Annotated in this window: 16 protein-coding genes, 1 tRNA gene and 1 pseudogene; 9 read left to right on the top strand and 9 right to left on the bottom strand. The window is 35.0% G+C overall.

Annotation, left to right across the window (positions count from 1 at the left end; genetic code table 11):
* Nucleotides 1-354, bottom strand: a complete 354-nt coding sequence (locus PBT91_RS09795; RefSeq protein WP_270058296.1) for a winged helix-turn-helix transcriptional regulator — start codon at nucleotides 352-354, stop codon at nucleotides 1-3.
* A 106-nt stretch (nucleotides 355-460) separates the two neighbouring features.
* Here PBT91_RS09795 and PBT91_RS09790 point away from each other — a divergent pair, with 106 nt between their 5' ends.
* Nucleotides 461-1,207 carry an SDR family oxidoreductase gene (locus tag PBT91_RS09790; protein WP_270058295.1) on the top strand — a complete coding sequence of 249 codons (747 nt, stop codon included), beginning with the start codon at nucleotides 461-463 and terminating at the stop codon, nucleotides 1,205-1,207.
* A 382-nt stretch (nucleotides 1,208-1,589) separates the two neighbouring features.
* On the opposite strand, the pseudogene PBT91_RS09785 reads toward PBT91_RS09790, so the two are convergent.
* A pseudogene (locus PBT91_RS09785) lies at nucleotides 1,590-2,719 on the bottom strand (IS91 family transposase).
* Nucleotides 2,719-3,264 carry a tyrosine-type recombinase/integrase gene (locus PBT91_RS09780; protein ID WP_270061433.1) on the bottom strand — a complete coding sequence of 182 codons (546 nt, stop codon included), beginning with the start codon at nucleotides 3,262-3,264 and terminating at the stop codon, nucleotides 2,719-2,721. Before PBT91_RS09780 ends, PBT91_RS09785 begins: the two are co-directional and overlap by 1 nt.
* 27 nt (nucleotides 3,265-3,291) lie before the next feature.
* Here PBT91_RS09780 and PBT91_RS09775 point away from each other — a divergent pair, with 27 nt between their 5' ends.
* The 6 genes from PBT91_RS09775 to PBT91_RS09750 all read left to right on the top strand — a co-directional run bounded on the left by PBT91_RS09775 (nucleotide 3,292) and on the right by PBT91_RS09750 (nucleotide 10,288).
* Nucleotides 3,292-3,552 (top strand): hypothetical protein, encoded by a 261-nt coding sequence (locus PBT91_RS09775; RefSeq protein WP_270061489.1) that lies wholly within the window; start codon nucleotides 3,292-3,294, stop codon nucleotides 3,550-3,552.
* A 389-nt stretch (nucleotides 3,553-3,941) separates the two neighbouring features.
* Entirely contained in the window at nucleotides 3,942-5,957 is a 2,016-nt protein-coding gene (locus tag PBT91_RS09770) for a six-hairpin glycosidase-like protein (RefSeq protein WP_270058294.1), read from the top strand.
* A 163-nt stretch (nucleotides 5,958-6,120) separates the two neighbouring features.
* Nucleotides 6,121-6,567 carry a site-specific integrase gene (locus PBT91_RS09765; RefSeq protein ID WP_333474259.1) on the top strand — a complete coding sequence of 149 codons (447 nt, stop codon included), beginning with the start codon at nucleotides 6,121-6,123 and terminating at the stop codon, nucleotides 6,565-6,567.
* Between the two features lie 295 nt (nucleotides 6,568-6,862).
* Nucleotides 6,863-6,994 (top strand): hypothetical protein, encoded by a 132-nt coding sequence (locus PBT91_RS09760; RefSeq protein ID WP_270058293.1) that lies wholly within the window; start codon nucleotides 6,863-6,865, stop codon nucleotides 6,992-6,994.
* Nucleotide 6,995: 1 nt separating this feature from the next.
* Nucleotides 6,996-9,263 (top strand): glycosyltransferase family 4 protein, encoded by a 2,268-nt coding sequence (locus PBT91_RS09755; RefSeq protein WP_270058292.1) that lies wholly within the window; start codon nucleotides 6,996-6,998, stop codon nucleotides 9,261-9,263.
* Between the two features lie 5 nt (nucleotides 9,264-9,268).
* Nucleotides 9,269-10,288, top strand: coding sequence for a glycosyltransferase family 4 protein (locus PBT91_RS09750; protein ID WP_270058291.1), 1,020 nt, complete (start codon nucleotides 9,269-9,271; stop codon nucleotides 10,286-10,288).
* Here the strand turns inward: PBT91_RS09750 and PBT91_RS09745 are convergent.
* Entirely contained in the window at nucleotides 10,285-11,745 is a 1,461-nt protein-coding gene (locus PBT91_RS09745) for a glycoside hydrolase family 130 protein (protein WP_270058290.1), read from the bottom strand. The two genes, PBT91_RS09750 and PBT91_RS09745, sit on opposite strands and share 4 nt — an antisense overlap.
* Nucleotides 11,746-12,031: 286 nt before the next feature.
* Nucleotides 12,032-12,460: a hypothetical protein gene (locus tag PBT91_RS09740; protein ID WP_270058289.1), complete on the bottom strand. Its 429-nt coding sequence runs from the start codon at nucleotides 12,458-12,460 to the stop codon at nucleotides 12,032-12,034.
* Nucleotides 12,461-12,833: 373 nt separating this feature from the next.
* Between PBT91_RS09740 and PBT91_RS09735 the strand changes: the two genes are divergently transcribed.
* Nucleotides 12,834-13,490: a PIG-L family deacetylase gene (locus tag PBT91_RS09735; RefSeq protein WP_270058288.1), complete on the top strand. Its 657-nt coding sequence runs from the start codon at nucleotides 12,834-12,836 to the stop codon at nucleotides 13,488-13,490.
* 51 nt (nucleotides 13,491-13,541) lie between these two features.
* Here PBT91_RS09735 and PBT91_RS09730 read toward each other — a convergent pair whose 3' ends face one another.
* From PBT91_RS09730 to PBT91_RS09720, 3 genes are all read right to left on the bottom strand, one after another.
* Nucleotides 13,542-14,696, bottom strand: a complete 1,155-nt coding sequence (locus PBT91_RS09730; protein ID WP_270058287.1) for a glycoside hydrolase 100 family protein — start codon at nucleotides 14,694-14,696, stop codon at nucleotides 13,542-13,544.
* A gap of 5 nt (nucleotides 14,697-14,701) precedes the next feature.
* Nucleotides 14,702-15,844: a glycosyltransferase family 4 protein gene (locus tag PBT91_RS09725; protein WP_270058286.1), complete on the bottom strand. Its 1,143-nt coding sequence runs from the start codon at nucleotides 15,842-15,844 to the stop codon at nucleotides 14,702-14,704.
* A gap of 240 nt (nucleotides 15,845-16,084) precedes the next feature.
* Nucleotides 16,085-16,645, bottom strand: a complete 561-nt coding sequence (locus tag PBT91_RS09720) for a helix-turn-helix domain-containing protein (RefSeq protein ID WP_270058285.1) — start codon at nucleotides 16,643-16,645, stop codon at nucleotides 16,085-16,087.
* A gap of 265 nt (nucleotides 16,646-16,910) precedes the next feature.
* Between PBT91_RS09720 and PBT91_RS09715 the strand changes: the two genes are divergently transcribed.
* Nucleotides 16,911-17,147 carry a hypothetical protein gene (locus PBT91_RS09715; protein WP_270058284.1) on the top strand — a complete coding sequence of 79 codons (237 nt, stop codon included), beginning with the start codon at nucleotides 16,911-16,913 and terminating at the stop codon, nucleotides 17,145-17,147.
* Nucleotides 17,148-17,840: 693 nt separating this feature from the next.
* On the opposite strand, the gene PBT91_RS09710 is transcribed toward PBT91_RS09715, so the two are convergent.
* Nucleotides 17,841-17,914 (bottom strand) — tRNA-Met (locus PBT91_RS09710).
* Between the last annotated feature and the right edge of the window lie 83 nt (nucleotides 17,915-17,997).

The following is a 17,997-nucleotide window of genomic DNA, read 5'->3' as shown; positions in this document are numbered from 1 at the left end:
TTATCCTCCTATAATTTTTTTTCTGTGCCTTTTACCCCATTCTGTCAAATTATCTATAATTGTTCCTAATGTCTTTCCGTGTTCTGTAAGTTGATAATGTATGGTTACAGGATGCGTATCTAAAACTGTACGGGTAATCAATTGATTTACCTCAAGATCCTTTAATTCCTTACTCAACATTTTGTTGGATATGCCATATACATCATTCAGAATATCTGAAAATCTTCTTTTATCGTAAAAGCAAATGGATGATAAAACCTTTATTTTCCACTTTCCCTGCAGCACATCCATAGTATCTTGAACGGCCATCATTTCTTCTTTGTATTCGTATGGGTTGAATTCTTCGCACTCCATAATAAGTTACTATGTTACTCCAAGGTTACTGTTACTTTTTGTTACTTGATATCAAAAATAAATAAAACTGTTTTAAGTTTGCCTCCAAATTATAAATAATTATAAAATGAATTTCGAAAATAAAAACGTAGTAATTACTGGTGGAAGTACAGGTATTGGTTTCGCAACAGCAAAAGCCTTTGTACAAAAAGGCGCAAATGTATGGATCACCGGAAGAAGTGCTGAAAATCTCCAAAATGCAGCTGTAAAAATAGACAGCGAACGATTGAATACGGTAGTTTCAGATACTTCAAGTTTAGCAGGTATCGCAGTATTAGAAAAAGTAGTTACTGAAAGTGGAATTAAAATTGACGTCCTTTTTTTGAATGCTGGAACAGCAGTATTCAACTCAATTGAACAGGTTACGGAAGCTGATTTTGATGCCCAATTCAACACTAATGTGAAAGGAAGCTTCTTTACATTACAAAAATTACTTCCTAATATCAAAAATGGAGGAGCAATACTATTTACATCCTCAACTTCGGCAACAGCTGCCAATTTGGGAGCAAGTGTATATTCTGCCACTAAAGGTGCACTGAGCAAGATTGCTCAAATTGCTGCTAACGAATTGGCTGACAGAAATATTAGGGTAAATATCGTGAGTCCAGGCCCTGTTCAAACAAAAATTCTTGATAGTGCGGTTCCTACTAAAGAAGCAAAAGACTATGTAGCTTCGGCAACAGCTTTGAAAAGAGTAGGGAATCCTGATGAAATTGCAAAAGCGGTATTGTTCTTAGCTTCGGAGGAAGCAAGTTTTGTTGTTGGAACAGAATTATTAGTTGACGGTGGCTACACTAATTATGCTAGGAAATAAATAAGCAATAAATACTAGCAAAAAAAATTAATTAAAATGCACAAGTAACAGATTGATAAATCTTTTCTTGTGCATTTTGCATTAAGGCAAGAAAAGCCAGCAGGTAATAACTAAGTATTCGGCCCGCCGATAGGCCAGGGCTGAATATTTTGTTGACGGATCCGTTTCCTCCTTTATGGGGAATACCTTTTTACCCTGTATTATTCTGGAATTTTATTGGGGCAGATGAGCCACAATTTTTGTTGAGTTTTTTAGGCTCCAACATTTTTCTAGTTACTTAAATCTAGTTACGTATCGATTAGCCTCCTTTTCCGGTCCCTTTTTGAATAAATCCTTGGCTTTAGGACATAACTCTCCCGCCCCGCATGGTGCAGGCCAGTTTTTAAAAGCTATTAATGGATAAAAGTAGTTTTCTCCATTTATCTGGCGGTCCACGCTTATCGAAAGTTAGAGCGGTGACTAGTTTTCCCTTTTTGCAACTTGGACATTTGCCCAAGAGCAATGGAGGCTTTTTTTCGACAGGTTTTACTGGCACCCCTGCAAGGATATTTTGTAGGGCCGGTAGTTTATGCTTTTTCCAACTGCTGCTTAGGATGCCGTAATGCCTTATCCTTGTAAAACCTTTGGGCAGTACGTGCAGTGCAAATCGGCGCACGAACTCACGGGTATCCAGTATTAGTTGTCCTTTTTGGCCCGCTTTCCTGTAGTCCTTAATCTGGAAGGTTACCCTCCTTTGGGAGTTGTTTATTTGTTTTATCCGGTGATTGCTTATTGCGATCTTATGGGTGTAACGGCCCAGATATTCTACTACATATTTTGGGGTGTGGAATTGCTGCTTTGCATAGACTACCCAGTTTTTAGCAAAGAGCTTATCATAGATTTCCTGTGGTATGGCTATCTTTTGCTCTCGAAGCAGTGCACTATATTTTGCGCGGAATACCTTCCCCATGGATTTCACGTTGAACAGGTATTTTCCCTTGTTCCTTGCAGGTTCCATTTGCCTGACCTCTTTACCGCACCTCCAGGAACAATACAATGCAAGTGCGGGTGCAGGCTCAGGTTTTGGCCCCAGGTGTGCAGTATGGCTATCATGCCCATTTGCCCGCCCAGGTGCTTGGGGTTCTCCCCGAACTGTCTAAGGGTGGACCAGGCCGCTTTGAACAAGCTCCCATAAATTATTTTGGGATGGGATAAAGCAAACGCATTCAGTTCCGAAGGGAGTGTGAAGACTACATGAAAATAAGGAACATTGAGCAGTTCACTTTCCCGTGCCTGTATCCACTGTTCGCGTTTATGGCCTTGACAGGTAGGGCAATGCCGGTTCCTGCAACTGTTGTAACTGATGTGGAGTTTATCACAGCAATCGCACTTATCGATATGTCCGCCCATAGCAGGGGTGCGGCATTTACGGATGGCATGAAGGGTACGCCTGTGCCAGCTCGTAAATGCCCGTGAGGAGATATAATCCTGCTCCATCTCCAGCACATCGGCCACCTTAAGGTGACTGCGCATTATTGAAAAAGGGTATCCAGGGGGCTAAACTTGCGTGAACTCCCAGTGTTGGCAACGTGTAAATATACCAGCGTTGTCTCGATAAAGGCATGTCCTAAAAGTTCTTTCAGGCTCATAATATTGAGTCCTGCCTCCAGCAAGTGCGTGGCGTAAGTGTGACGCAGGCAATGGGCGGTAATAGTCTTGTGGGTATTTACTTTACTTCGGTTCTCTTTGATGACCCATTGTATTGCGGTGGGGGTTATGGGCCGGGGGGCGCCATCATCGGTTACCTGGCTGTTGAAGAGGAAGGTTTTTGGAGATTCCGTTGCAATGTATTTTTTAAGTCCACGTGCCAAGTGCTCGCTAAGTGGCACATAACGGTCTACTTTGCCCTTCTGCTTTTTTACAAAAACAGTCTGTCGGTCAAAGTCTACATCGCAGAGCCGTAGGGCACAGAGTTCATAGCTCCTTAGTCCACACCCATACAGCATCCCCAGGATCAATCGGTGTTTGAGATATTTGGGTGCTTTGAGCAAGGTACGTACTTCAGCTTTGCTAAGCACTACAGGGAGTTGGTTCTGTCGCTTTATTTGGGGAAGCTTGACCTGCTTATCATTCAAGCCCAGGATCTTGTAGATGGCCCGCAGGCCGAAAATAGTGTGCTTGAAAAAACTTTCGGATGGGGTTTTGTGCAGGTTTTGGCAATGAAAAAGATAATCATTGATCATTTCAGTAGAGAGGGTCTCCGGGCTTTGCTTGTAGTGCAGGCCCAGGTGAGCCAGGCATCGCTTGTAGTTGTTCAGGGTACTTGCGGCTTTCCCATTGATCGAAAAGCTCTTACCAAGTTGTAAGCATAGGTTTTCAAAGCCAGGAACTTCTGCGATAGCGGTCTCTACTATCATTTTACTTTTTTTTATACATAACGGTAAATTTTAGTTTATCTTAAATATAAGAATTGTTGTATTTTGGCTTAGTAAGCTTCCGACCGGTAGGGAGGATTCGTTCAACACCATATAAATTTCATTGCTTCGGATTTTCCTTCGGAAAATACGCGCAATTTGATATCTTGGTTTCGTAATGTGAAAATCCTGGCGGATTTTCACGCAACAAACCTTATACAAACCGTTATCTGTCATTATTTTTAAGGAGAGAAATTTACAATTAATCAGAATTTCGGGTTATAACAAAAAATATAATCGCACATAATTAAATAGTAAATTGAAATTATATAAATTCTAGAATGAAGTGTAAGAATTTTTTTTTAATAAAGACCATTTTATTGCTTTCCTACTCCTTATTGGGACAAAATCAATCTATTGACAAATATTGGGAAATTAGCTCTTCGCAAAGCATTGTTTGGAAACTGGATAAGGATCATAGTTATCCGCATGAAGACAACATTGAGATGTCGGGCAAAAAAGTATCTGCCATTATTTATTATAAAACAAATGAACATAAAGAAGTTGAAATAAATCGTGAAATTATATATCCACAGTTAAGAACAATTGAAGAAGGTTGGAAAAAATACCGGGCATATCATCGGCTTAACTACGCTGATGAAATTGAACCTACAATAACCATGGATCGTTTCAATTTAATATTTAACCAAATTGATTCAGTAAAAATTGATGGGAAGCTGACTTTTTACCATACTCCTGTTGAAGGGATAATACTTAAGCGTACATTATTCCCGTCAATGAACGAACGTTTGTTTGTTGAAAACTGGGAATTGACAAATATCGGGGATAAAGCAAAAGAGCTTAAAATTGGCGAAACAAATGTTAGTGCAAAAATAACTGGCTATAAGGGGAAATATACAACCCATGTGTATAATGATGCTATGAAGCAGGTAACGCTTAACCCTAAAACATCTTATAATTTTACGCTCTATTTTTCAGCCGCCATCGATAATGAACCTATAAATGGGTTCCGTTTTCAACAAATTGAAGCGGAAAGGGATGCTTTTATTAGTAAAGTTAAAGAAAACCTTGTTCTTGAAACTTCCGATCCTGTAATCGATCAACTTTTTTATTTTTCAAAAATCAGGGCTTCTGAAAGTATTTTCGAATCGAAGATGGGATTGGTACATTCACCCGGTGGAGGAAATTATTATATTGGTATTTGGGCAAACGATCAGGTAGAATATAGCGGACCTTTTTTCCCGTTTTTAGGGTACGATACGGGTATTGAAGCTGCAAAAAATGCCTACTTAATGTTTTTAAAAAACATTCCTGAAGATTTCTCGCCTATTTGCTATGCATTTGAAATAGACGGAGAGCTGCCAAACTGTGGAAAAGATAGAGGGGATGCCGCCATGATTGCTTATGGAGCATCGCAATTCGCATTACGATATGCCGATAAAGATTTTGCCCAAAAGATATGGCCATTGATTGAGTGGTGCATTAATTACTGCCATAAAAAGACTAATGCAGAAGGAGTTGTGTTGTCAGAAACAGACGAAATGGAAGGAAGAATTTCAACAGGTGAAGCGAACCTTTCCACCAGTTCTCTTTATTACGGAGGACTAATAAATGCTTCATATTTGGCAAAAGAACTAGGACACGATAGCTTGTCGGCACTTTACTCTGACCGTAGCATTGAGTTATCTAAGAATATTGAAGATTATTTTGGTTCTGAGCTTGAAGGACTAAACACCTATCGTTATTTTAAAGGAAATACGCACCTTCGTCACTGGATTTGTTTGCCACTGGTAATGGGCATTGAAAACAGAGCCGAGACAACTGCGACAGCACTACTTGATAAACTATGGACTTCAAACGGAGTTTTAGTTGAACTTAATCCGAATATAAATGAACCAAAAGTTTTTTGGGACAGAGGAACTCTATACGCCTTAAGAGGCACGTTTAAAGCAGGTTTTTTTGATCAATCGCTTGAGAAATTAGAAGAATATTCCAATAAAAGATTATTAGGAGATCATGTACCTTATGCTGTTGAAGCATACCCCGAAAATAATATGAAGCATCTTTCAGCAGAAAGTGCATTGTATTGTAGACTTATTATTGAAGGAATTTTATCATTTGAACAGACCGGATTTAATTCATTTAGCATTGAACCACAACTTTCAGATAAATTACCCCGATTAAGTATAAAAAATTTGCATCTCGGGGATAATAGTATTTCAATTAATCTGGAACAAATAGATAACAATATTAAATCAAGTATTTCTCTCAACGGAATAAAAATTATAGATAGAAACATTAGAAGTGGCGAAAAAATAGAAGTAAGTTTCTTATGAAGTAATTGTTAATCTTTATTTTATTATTGCAACCGTAAAAAACGCAATACAACAAGCAGTATAATTAATAAGGGGGATAGTGGTTTGCAAGGCATATTACCCGCTTTAGGAAGAACTGAGCTTAAAAACAAGTAAAATCCTATAACTTTTCTTTTAAAAAAACCTGTTTTTTTACTTATCCTATGGTGATGCAAAATCATTAGAAGCAAAACATATCGTTATCGGTATCGACGACAACAAATGGATTGTAAAGGAACGGGAAAAAACGGGAAAGCTTTTTAAAGTGCCTATGCTTCCAAAAGTAAAAGCTATTCTGAAAAAAAATGAAAGGGAAGCTGCAATAAGTGGTTTGTTGCTTCCGGTATATTCCAATCAGAAAACCAACCAGTATTTAAAGGATTTGGCAAAGCTTGCCAAGATATCCAAGAAGCTTACTTTTCATGTCGCCCGTCATACCTTTGCAACGACGGTTACATTATCTAAAGGAATACCTATTGAGACAGTATCTAAGCTTCCGGGATATACAAAGCTTGCCAAAACTCAAATTTATGCAAGAGTAATTTATTCCAAAATTTCTAACGATATGGAAAAGTTGAAAGAGAAATTATAAATCCAGATGTTTAATTGTGAGTTCCAAAATTAGAATCTATGTAAACTCTTATTCATATCTAAGTGTTTCGGAATGTTATAAGCGTTCTGCCTTAACTAAAACCATTATTTTTTACTGACGCAGTTATGTGGTTTTGATGATTTTAAAGAATCTCTTTTTATTTCCTATAATTATTATAGGGGTAGTACTTTAAACAAATTAAAAAGCGTGAAATATGTAAGTTTCTTCTAGCTTTTTGTAATTCTACAAATCACTCTTATCAATACCTTTAGCTTTAATAATGAATATTCCTATTATGGCAAAAGAAAATAAAAATACAACTAGAAAAACAGATAAGACAAAACCGCTATTAAGCTTAAAAGAAAAACGCAAGGCAAAAGCAGCAAAGCGCGAAGAGAATAAAAACAATCGCGGAAGAGCCTTATAAAATGAAAATAGCCTATATAGGAACATATCCACCACGAGAATGTGGCATTGGTACTTTTACTCAAAATTTAACTAAATCGATGCTGGATATCGATGACAAAGGTTTGCATCGTAATGAGATATTAGTGGTAGCGATGAACGATGGTAATCAAAAATATGACTATCCTCCAGAAGTAAAGCTACAAATTAGCCAAGAACAACAAACCGATTATCTGGAAGCTGCAAATTTTATAAATCTAAGCGGGGCAGATATTTGTATTCTCGAACATGAATTTGGAATTTATGGTGGACTTGGTGGTATTTATATACTTCCTCTTTTACATCGTTTGGAAATCCCGTGTATAGTAACGCTACACACTATTCTTGATTCACCTTCTTATAATGAGAAGGCTATTCTTAAAGAAATCTGCAAGATGGCGGATAAGATTGTGGTGATGAGTCATAAAGCCATTTCTTTTCTAACCACTATTTATGATATTCCTCAAGCTAAAATTGTATTAATAGAGCATGGTGTCCCCGATATTCATTTTAATCGTCTGGCCGCCAAAACTGAATTTAAATTCACTAAAAAAAAGCTAATACTTACTTTTGGTTTTATAGGACGTAATAAGGGTATTGAAACCGTAATTAGGGCACTACCAAAAATAATTGAAAAACACCCTGAAACACTTTATATTATTTTAGGAAAAACGCATCCTAATGTTTTCCGTCATGAAGGCGAGGAGTATAGAAATTTTTTAAAATTACTGATTAAAAACCTAAACCTTCAGAGTCATGTTTTGATGTTAAATGAATTTATTGATGAGACAGAATTATTTAAATATCTAAGTGCCTGCGATATTTATATAACCCCTTACCTTAATGAAGCTCAGATCACCAGTGGCACGCTTTCTTATGCCATGGGCGCTGGATGTGCAATTGTTTCTACACCTTACTGGCATGCTGCAGAACTACTAACGGAAGAGCGTGGCAAACTGTTCGATTTCAACAATTCTGAAGAACTAGCAGCAATATTAAATCAATTACTGGGGCAACCAAAAATTTTAAAACAAATTCAGGCCAATGCTTATGCTTATGGTAAAAATGTTACCTGGCCAAAAATTGGTAAAAAGTACTTACATCTTTCTAATAGTTTACTTTCGTTTCCTAAACAGAAAGTAGATAAAAAGGAAACTATCATCGACTTACTTTTATTACCACCTTTTTCCTTGAACCACATCAAAAGGCTAACAGATGATACTGGAATCATCCAACATGCCAAATTTGGCATACCTAATTTAAAAGAGGGTTATTGTTTAGATGATAATGCACGTGCATTACTTATGGTTTTGATGACGTATAAACAGAAAAAAGATGAAACGGCTTTAGAATTCATGCCTATTTACCTAAGCTATATTCATTACATGCAGAATAAGGATGGTTCCTTTAGAAATTTCTTGAGTTTTAATCGGAATTTTTTAGATGAAGTCGGTTCTGAAGATTCTTTTGGTAGAACAATTTGGGCGCTGGGTTATCTTATAGGAAATGCCCCAAATGATGCATATTATCAAACCGGTAAACTGGTATTCTTTGATGCTGTACCGAATTTTGAAAAATTGCAATCGATACGCAGTATTGCCAACACTATTATTGGTATCTGCTATTATTTAAAAACGAATAGTACGGACGAAAATATGCTCGCTATTCTCAAAAGTCTTAGTGCTAAGCTTGTTCATCAATATGAGATAAGTCATTCTGAAGACTGGAAATGGTTTGAGTTGCTTCTTGCCTATGATAATGGAGTACTACCATTGGCTTTATTGCATTCAGCACAAATAATACCAGATAAAAAAGTTATTGATATAGCGATGATTACTATGGAGTTTTTAGAAGAACATACTTTAAAAGACGGTACACTATCTGTTATAGGTAACGATAAGTGGTATACCAAAGATGGTGAACGTTCTTTTTTCGCACAACAACCTATAGATGCAATGGCTATGGTCTTAATGTTTCATCAGGCCTTTATTCTTACGGGGAATAAAGAATACTTGACTAAACTTTTTGATTCATTTATGTGGTTCTTAGGAGAAAACGATTTGCGGATGAGCCTATATGATTTTGAAACGAAAGGTTGTTGCGATGGGTTTGAAAATTACGGAGTTAACCGGAATCAAGGTGCAGAAAGTTCTTTGGCCTACCTTATTTCCCATTTAACGGTATTAAAAGCTTATGAAGAATTTTACCAGTATGATGATTTAACAACTATAACAAAGGACAAAGCTTTATAAAAAGCATGAAAATAGCCATACTAGCACCTATTGCATGGAGAACACCTCCCGAAAGTTACGGACCATGGGAGCAGGTTGCATCCACTTTAACAGAAGCTTTAGTAAGTCGAGGTCATGAGGTGTGCCTTTTTGCCAGTGGAAATTCTATAACCTCAGCAAAATTAGATGCGGTTTGTGCTTTACCATACGAAACCGACAAAACCAGCGACCCTAAAGTTTTGGAATGCTTACACATCAGTAATCTGATGGAAAAAGCAGGAAATTTTGACATCATCCATAATCATTTCGATTTTCTTCCACTTACTTATTCCCGGCTTATCTCAACTCCCATCATCACCACTATTCATGGTTTCTCTTCGCCTAAAATTATTCCGGTATATAAAAAATATAATGCTACAGCAGCTTACATTTCAATTTCGAATGCAAACAGACATGAAGAGCTAACTTACCTGGATACCATTTATCACGGTGTAAATCCGAGTCATTTTACTTTTCAGAGTATAAAAGAAAACTACTTGCTTTATTTTGGCAGAATCCATCCTGAAAAAGGCTTAGATAAAGCAATTGCCATTGCAAAAAAGGCAAATTTACCTCTTAAAATTGCTGGCCTTATACAGGATCAAGATTATTTTAATTCGAAAATAAAACCTAATATCGATGGGAATTTCATTCAGTATTTAGGGAATTTGGGTAAAAATGAACGTGATCTTATTCTTGGTAGTGCCAAAGCCCTATTACATCCTATTTCTTTTGAAGAGCCTTTTGGACTTAGTGTTCTAGAAGCAATGATGTGCGGTACACCAGTAATTGCATTTTGTCGAGGTAGTATGCCCGAGTTAATTGCTGATGGTGTTTCTGGATTTTTAGTGCATACCATACAAGAAGCTGTTGACGCCGTAAAAAAACTAGAATTACTATCTCCTATACAGTGTAGATGGCACGCAGAAACCAATTTTAATATGGAAAATATGATTTCTTCTTATGAAGAAGCTTATAAAAACGTGCTTCTAAATTTTCAAAATTAGTTGATTAATGCAGTAAACAATTCTGTCATATCTACCACTGCATAAGTAGAGGAGTAATCAGACACTGCATAAGGTAAAATTAAGCTATTATTATGAATTATAGAACCACAGGAATATACCACGTTGGGGACATATCCGTTGCGCTCTTCTTCTAGAGGAATAAGTAAAGGCTCTTCCAGTCGTCCAATTTCTATGGAAGGATCTTCAAGATCAAAAAGTGATGCACCTATACAATAGCGTCTCATTGGACCTACACCATGAGTAATAATTAGCCAACCTTTTTCTGTCCATAAAGGAGATCCACAATTTCCTATTTGAGTAAATTCCCATGCGAATTTAGGCTCTTGAATACGTTCTGGTTTATTCCAAAAATTAGTATTTTTAGAGTACATTAAATAATTATTAACTCCATCAATCCTGGATAACATAGCATATTGACCTTTAATTTTTTTAGGAAAAAGTGCCAGATTCTTTCCTTTTGCGCCATCACCTCTTAATGGCATTATTCTAAAAGTATAAAAATCTTTTGTAGCTATTAATTTTGGTAAAATAGTATGCCCATTATAGGCTGTATAAGTAGCATAAAATACAATAGATTGATCATCTTCTATAAAGCGCACAAAGCGTGCATCCTCAATGCCTTTACTTTCAGATTCTGATATAGGAAAGATCACACGTTCTGTAATATCGGAATCTTTATGAAAATGCAAGTCATAAAATGATTCCAATAACCATTTAATTTCTTCAAAAGACCGGTGTGCCTCGCTATTTACATTTTCTTTTTGAAGGAAACTATTAACTAATTCTTTTAAGGCAGAATGTTCAAATCGGTCTGGTAACTTGTCCATAATTATTTTAAAGTATTGCTCTTCTACCTGCATTTCTTTAAGTCTTTTTATAAACCGACTTTTATAAAAGGAAGTTTTACGTGACATTGCAGCCATATCTATATAATCTCCAAGTTTTGTAAGGAATAGATCATTATTAGCGTCAATGATTCCCCTTCTGAAAACCAGGGAAGAAATATGGCCTTCTCCGGTGGCTCTAAAGGAAATAATTACTCGTTTTTCACCTTTTTCTAAATAGGATTGATCTAAATCTTCAACTATCGAAGGATTAAAAAATGCTGCGGATTCGATTGAATATTCCATGGTACAGTACGATCCAATTAACATTTTTTGCTCCTCAGAAAGTGTATTAAATGGAATATCCATTTTTTCAATAATCTCACGAATGTTTTCGCAATGCTTAAAAAAAAGCTGGGAAATATTACGGTGTCTGTTGGCGAATGCCCTTAACGTTTGTTCTAATGCCTGGCTTACTTCGATCGTATTCATTTTAAGAATACGCTTGACTAAATTTTGGGTGCGAGATTCGCCGTTCATAAAATAACGGGCGATCACCCGACTAGAGTCTGGTGAAAAATTAATCTGTTTACGCTCAATCGAAACTCTCATGTATATAAGGTGTGAATAAGGTAATTAACTGTATTTTAGTTTTATATATTTTTGTGTTACCTCTAGAATAACTGCAAATTATTACCTTTAGTGGTATCATTTTAAAATGACTTATGCCAGAATCTTAAAACAAGAATGACTAAGAGTAATTTGCTTACCATACTACATTTTAAAAATTTCCTGAAAAGTAGTGCAGAGGTTGTCTTTAGATTTTAAGTAAAATCAACCAGGAGAGATGGATTTTGGTTTCCTTAAAAAATAATTTAAAAGGAAAATAATAAATGATCTAAAATTTATTAGTTGTTAATATAATAAGCTTGTTGGGGTAGAGGACGTTACTGTTATCCTCTGCTGTAATAAATATTTTTGTTGGATTATAGGAGGATACAGTTTCTAAGGAAGCTTTCATCTGTTTTGACATAAAACCGGTTGAGCTGTTTAACTGTCCTAATTTAACAGTTTCATTTTTATCGGTGATCATCCAGGAGACGTAACTTTCTTTTGGAGGTTGTAATCTGCTAACTTCGGCTAAATTCACAATTTTTATTTCAAGTACAAAATTATTATTATCATCAGTGTGGATTTTCACATAACCTTCCGCCGCAGGTACAATAGTAGATTGTTGAAAAACAATTTTCCTGGTGCAGGATATTATAGTTAATAGAAGTAGAGCAAGCATACTTACTAACATCCAAGATTTTCCTTTACTTATCATTTGTAATATTTTAGACTTACAAAGATGGATAACTATAGTAGATATAATATTACATCTATTTTACTAAACCTTATATATTTTACAGTACGATTAAGCCCTTAATATTAAATATTACATATCCATATTCGTATCTGTTATCTATGTAAAAAATCTTATGATTAATGTAATAAAGTAGCTATTCAAATTAATAATATTTACCGTTACGCCAATCCCAAATTAAGATGAGCTCAAACCTATATTGCGTTTCAGATTTTAAAATAATTGAAAATTACTATCAAAAAAATATAATTTCGGTTAGCAATTTGGTTTTCCTACTCAACAGGCTATAAAGGATAAATTCGATTTTTGAATAATAAAATATAATACAATGCTAATGGCACCAGAAAAAATAGAGAATAAACCCAAAAATATAGCTGTAGTAGTGGCACACCCTGATGACGAAACACTTTGGTGTGGAGGTCTCATTCTAAAAAATCCACAGCACCATTGGTTTATTGCTTGCTTATCAAGAAGATACGATATAGATAGAGCCCCAAAATTTCAGCAAGTTCTTATTAAACTCAAAGCACAAGGAATAATGGGAAATTTAAATGATGACCCGGATCAAATTCCTTTACCAGAGAAAATTGTTGAAAATGAAATTTTAAATATTTTACCTAACGTTCATTTTGATATCATTCTAACTCATAATCCTCTAGGAGAATATACACGTCACCGACGGCATGAAGAAGTTGGAATAGCGGTGCAAAAATTATGGGAAAACCATAAAATTTCAACTAAAGAATTATGGATTTTCGCTTATGAGGATAATAATAAAAAATACTTTCCTAAACCCATAAAATCTGCTACACACCATGAGACACTTTCCATAAAAGTGTGGAATGCAAAATATGATATCATCACCCAAGTATATGGTTTTGCGAAGACCAGTTTTGAGGCGAAGACTACGCCAAAAGAAGAAGCTTTCTGGAAGTTCACTAAACCAATTGAGGGATACAATTGGATAAAAAAACAAAAGCTTAAACAATAATTTTTTAAACCTATGTATGAAAGAATATTAATTATGTAAATAAAATTATTTTTAGAAAAAAGGGGTGTCTCTTTGTTCTACACAATGGGATGCATACAAATATAAAGCTGCACTCCAGGTTTGCCAATCTTCCCCCATTGCCGTATTATCTTGAGCTTTGTACCACTCATTAAAACCATAATCTCTATTTTTTTGATTTGCTAATTTCAAAAGATGTGCTAACGCTATTAACTTATTTTCTGCCAATTCATATTCTTTAATATTTACCAAAGCGGCTATGTATAAAGCTGTAATAAAAGGCCAAATACCACCGTTATGATAATTTCCGGGTAAATTAAAATGTGCATATCTGTCGAACCAATCTCGATCATTGGGTTGAATAAAAGGAAAAAAGTTAGGAGGCAAATCTCCTCGAAGCATATTTTTTTCTTTCATTATATTGCATTCTTGCTCTACCCATTTAATAATAGCTTTTGCTCGTTTAGGGGAAGCAAGTCCAGTAAGAATAGCTATACTATTACCAAGTAAATCAAATCTATCATTATGATAAATTTTGTAAGACCAACTATTATAATAGGGCTTTAATGTAATGAGCACATCTTCATCTAAAATATCATCTGTTAATTGATTATTAATGGCTAAATATTGAATTTCCCCAGCCAAATGAGTGGCTCTTTTATTCTTACCTAAGCCTTTCAATGCAGCATATAAAATGGTATTAACAAAAAGGCCATAGCCAAGGATCCATTGTTCATCGCGCCAATCGCTGGTAGGTTGTTGAGCGATTAGATAACGATCTGTTGGACTTTGATATTTCATCCATTTTAGTGCTTTCTTTACTGCTTTCTTTTGAAAAGCAGGTTGATTATTAATTTTTCTGAAAATAGAAACTCCAAAAAGAAATAGAGGTGTAGTATCACTAGCTCCACGATTTTCCTTATCATTGATTAAGGAAGGGATATGACCTCTGCGGGTTTGATTACTTGCTAAGACTTCTAAAATATGCTTATAATTTGCAATTAACTCTTCGTTTTTGGAAACTGCTACGCCAAGTATAGCTAACATCAAGTCACGTGTATAAGGTTCTGGATATCCCCAAGCCGCAGTACGGGACAATCCTTCTGTTGACTTTCTACTATTATTCAGTAGGATTTCCAGGGCAGTCTTTTTAGTGTGGTTAAGAATTGCGTTTTCTTCTATTTTCATTACAACTAAATAATTCCTAATTTATCAGATACAAGTTGAACAAAACGTTTTGCAACAATTCGGTAGTCAAATTTAGCGACAACTCTTTTTCTCGCTTTTTCTCCCATTTCTTTACGGAGATTTTCATCATTCATCAAGGTTAATAAATCTTGAGCTATATCTTGTATATTGGCTCGATAGTCTACCGTTCTAGGAGTTTTGAATTGCACTTTATGGAAAGGTTCAAATCCGGATTCATCTCCTAAAATAACTTCATTAACAACAATTTTCTGGGCGACTTCAGCCAAAAAAGCTGTCTCGTTATGCACTAATGTGTCCAACATACCCATGGCTCGAATTCCAATTACAGGTTTCTCACAAGCGCCGGCTTCTACTTGAGGCATGCCAAAACCTTCTAACCTAGAAGGTGCAGCATAAATATCACAAGCTCCAATTAAGTACGGCATAAAATTTCTTGAAACAGTATTGGTGGCGTAGGTAATATGCTTTTCAATTCCTAAATGCATAGCCATTTCTATATCTAACAAATTCTGAGCTTTTGTTCTGGGTTGTGGCCATACTTTACAAATATATCTCCAATCAGGAGCTTCTTTATTGATAATAGCTAAGGCTTGCATTACTTCCTGAGCACCTTTAGAGGCGGCATCTCCTCCTACAGTAAGAATCATCAACTGCTCTGGGGATATACCTAAGGATGCTCTCACCGCTAGAATTTTGGGATCATTTTTTTCAAAAGGAATAAAGATATCGGTATCGCATCCCACAGGGAGTACTTCTATATTTTCAGGGTTTATTCCATCACGCACGTACATTTCTTTCACCCAATTTGAAGTAACCAAAATAAGAGGTAATTTATTTAATATTTCCTGATAATTAGCGATGTAACCATCAGCTACTAACCATGGTACCGCTAAAAATTCGTAACGTTGAGGATGTAAAATCAATTGCGGTGTGTGTCCCCAATACCCTATCCCAACGACCACATCTGGTTTAAACCATCGATAGTACCACTCTTTTTCCTGTTCAGATTCCAAATGTACAGCATGTGCATCTATTCCCAATTCTAACAGTCCTCTATATAATAAATCTCCTTGAGTGGCTAAACCTCCGGGGGAAGGAGGATAATCGTAAAGTATTAAAACTTTCATAGCATATTGAGATTAGATTTAAATTCATTAAATGAGCCTCCGATAAAAAAAACTATTTTCTATAGATTACCAGCTATTTCAGTGTAAAGGCCTTATACCTGAAAATGCATATAGAAGTTACTCTTACGGAGATAATGAAAGTATTGCAATTACAAAACAGTTTGTTATAGATATTAAAAATAATCTTACAAAACTTACAGGTTTTATGCTTATAACTAAATAATCGAATGGCGTATAGGATTAAATATCTTCTAAATTCTGAGTTCTTTTTAGCTTTAATTTCATGTAAAAAGAAGGTGAAATACCAGTTGTTTTTTTAAACTGATTGGAAAGATGAGCCACACTGCTGTAATGAAGTTTATAAGCTATTTCAGTTAAATTAAGCTCCTTATAAAGAAGTAATTCTTTAACTCTTTCTATTTTATGAAGAATAATATAATGCTGGATAGTAATGCCTTTTACCTCTGAAAACATGTTGGAAAGATATGTATAATCATAATTTAAATTCTTACTTATAAAGTCTGAATAATTTTCTTCTGGTAATTCATCTTTGTAATGAATCATATTTATGATTAGATTTTTAATCTTTTCAATTATGATTATTTTTTTATCCTCTAATAATTCTAATCCAAATTTTTTGAGTGCTTTTTTTAATTCTTCCTGCTGAAAAGCATTTATGCTTTCAATAATTTCTATTTTACCTAATTCTACCAAAATAGAGTGAAGATTTAAAGATTTAAGAGTCTGTTTAACAATCAGCTTACATCTTGAGCTTACCATGTATTTGATATAAAAAACCATAACTAAAGAATTAAAATTATTCACTATAAGAATATTACAGTTTTAAAGTCCAAAACATCAAAAAGCGTAAGTGAAGGTAATGTTTAAAATCTCAATACTCTATCTTTATACATATATTATTACTGTTTTAAGTAAGATTTAGGGGTAAAAGAGTCTCTTTAACAAATAATCATCAAATAAAATCGGTTGACTTCCTCTTTTGGATTTAGAAGAAAGATTAAATTTGATAAACAAATGATACTCTCAGTTGACTAAAGGTGGGACAATGGTTTTTGTTACGCTTTCCGCAAATGATTATCAATATGGTAAAGGAAAAGAAATTTCACAAAATCGGTTTTTATCAAAGCACAACGTAGAATTGTATTTTCATAATACTACCACTATTGATGAAGAATTTGGTGAATTTGGATTAATAGGAGCTAAAGAAATCCTTGAACCGATAAAAAAATCAAAAAGCAACACTCATCAAACTCTTTGGATGGTCACTTGTAAAAAGGGCTAGCTTCGAAAGTTCAGGTTTGCAAATCCTGATTTTCTATTTACGTAGTTGTAAATATAGTCCTATAAGATTAATTTGGGTTTTAAAATTTGGAAGAAATTCAGAGATCCGCACCACTTACTGATGGTGAAGCCTTCATGGCGAGCTTCTAACATAATTTAAAATCATTTGGTTACATTTGTTACATAGAAAGCGTAAAGCGCTCTCGTTGATGTCTTAATTGATGTCCTATTTTTAAAATTAAGATATAAAATACTGGCTTAGAGAGATTTGGTTTTAAATTTTAAATCCTGTCATGATTTGAACAAAAATAGCTTGAAAACTTCAATAGCGAATAAATTCTTTTATTATCTGCACAATTAATTAGATACTGATTTTTCTATTTCCGAAGTCATTAGTACTGTACTTTAAAATACACGATATTTTAAATTTTAGCAGAAATTCAGAAATCTGCCACCACTTACTGGAAAAATAATTAAAAATGATGCTAGAGACCAACGTTAGAAAATGAAGTAACATGTATTTTCTCCATTAAATTCTCGGATAAAAACTTAGAATTTGGTTTCAATTGCCATCAAATGAGATTATTCGAAGTTGCTCTTTTTAATTTATTTGAAATAGGTGAAATTCTGTACCTATTCTGTACCCATAAAATAAAAAAAGGCTTTCGATTTCTCGAAAGCCTTATTATTACTGTAGCGAGACCGAGATTTGAACTCGGGACCTCCGGGTTATGAATCCGACGCTCTAACCAACTGAGCTACCTCGCCGTATCTTGCAGTATTACTGCTATACAAGACATTTGCGATGATCTGCAAATGCGGGTGCAAATATAGAAACAATTTCAAATGCT

Source organism: Zunongwangia sp. HGR-M22 (assembly GCF_027594425.1).
Classification (GTDB): Bacteria; Bacteroidota; Bacteroidia; order Flavobacteriales; family Flavobacteriaceae; genus Zunongwangia.
The sequence above is the reverse complement of the archived record's forward strand: the minus strand, read 5'-3'. Positions and strand labels throughout refer to the sequence as shown.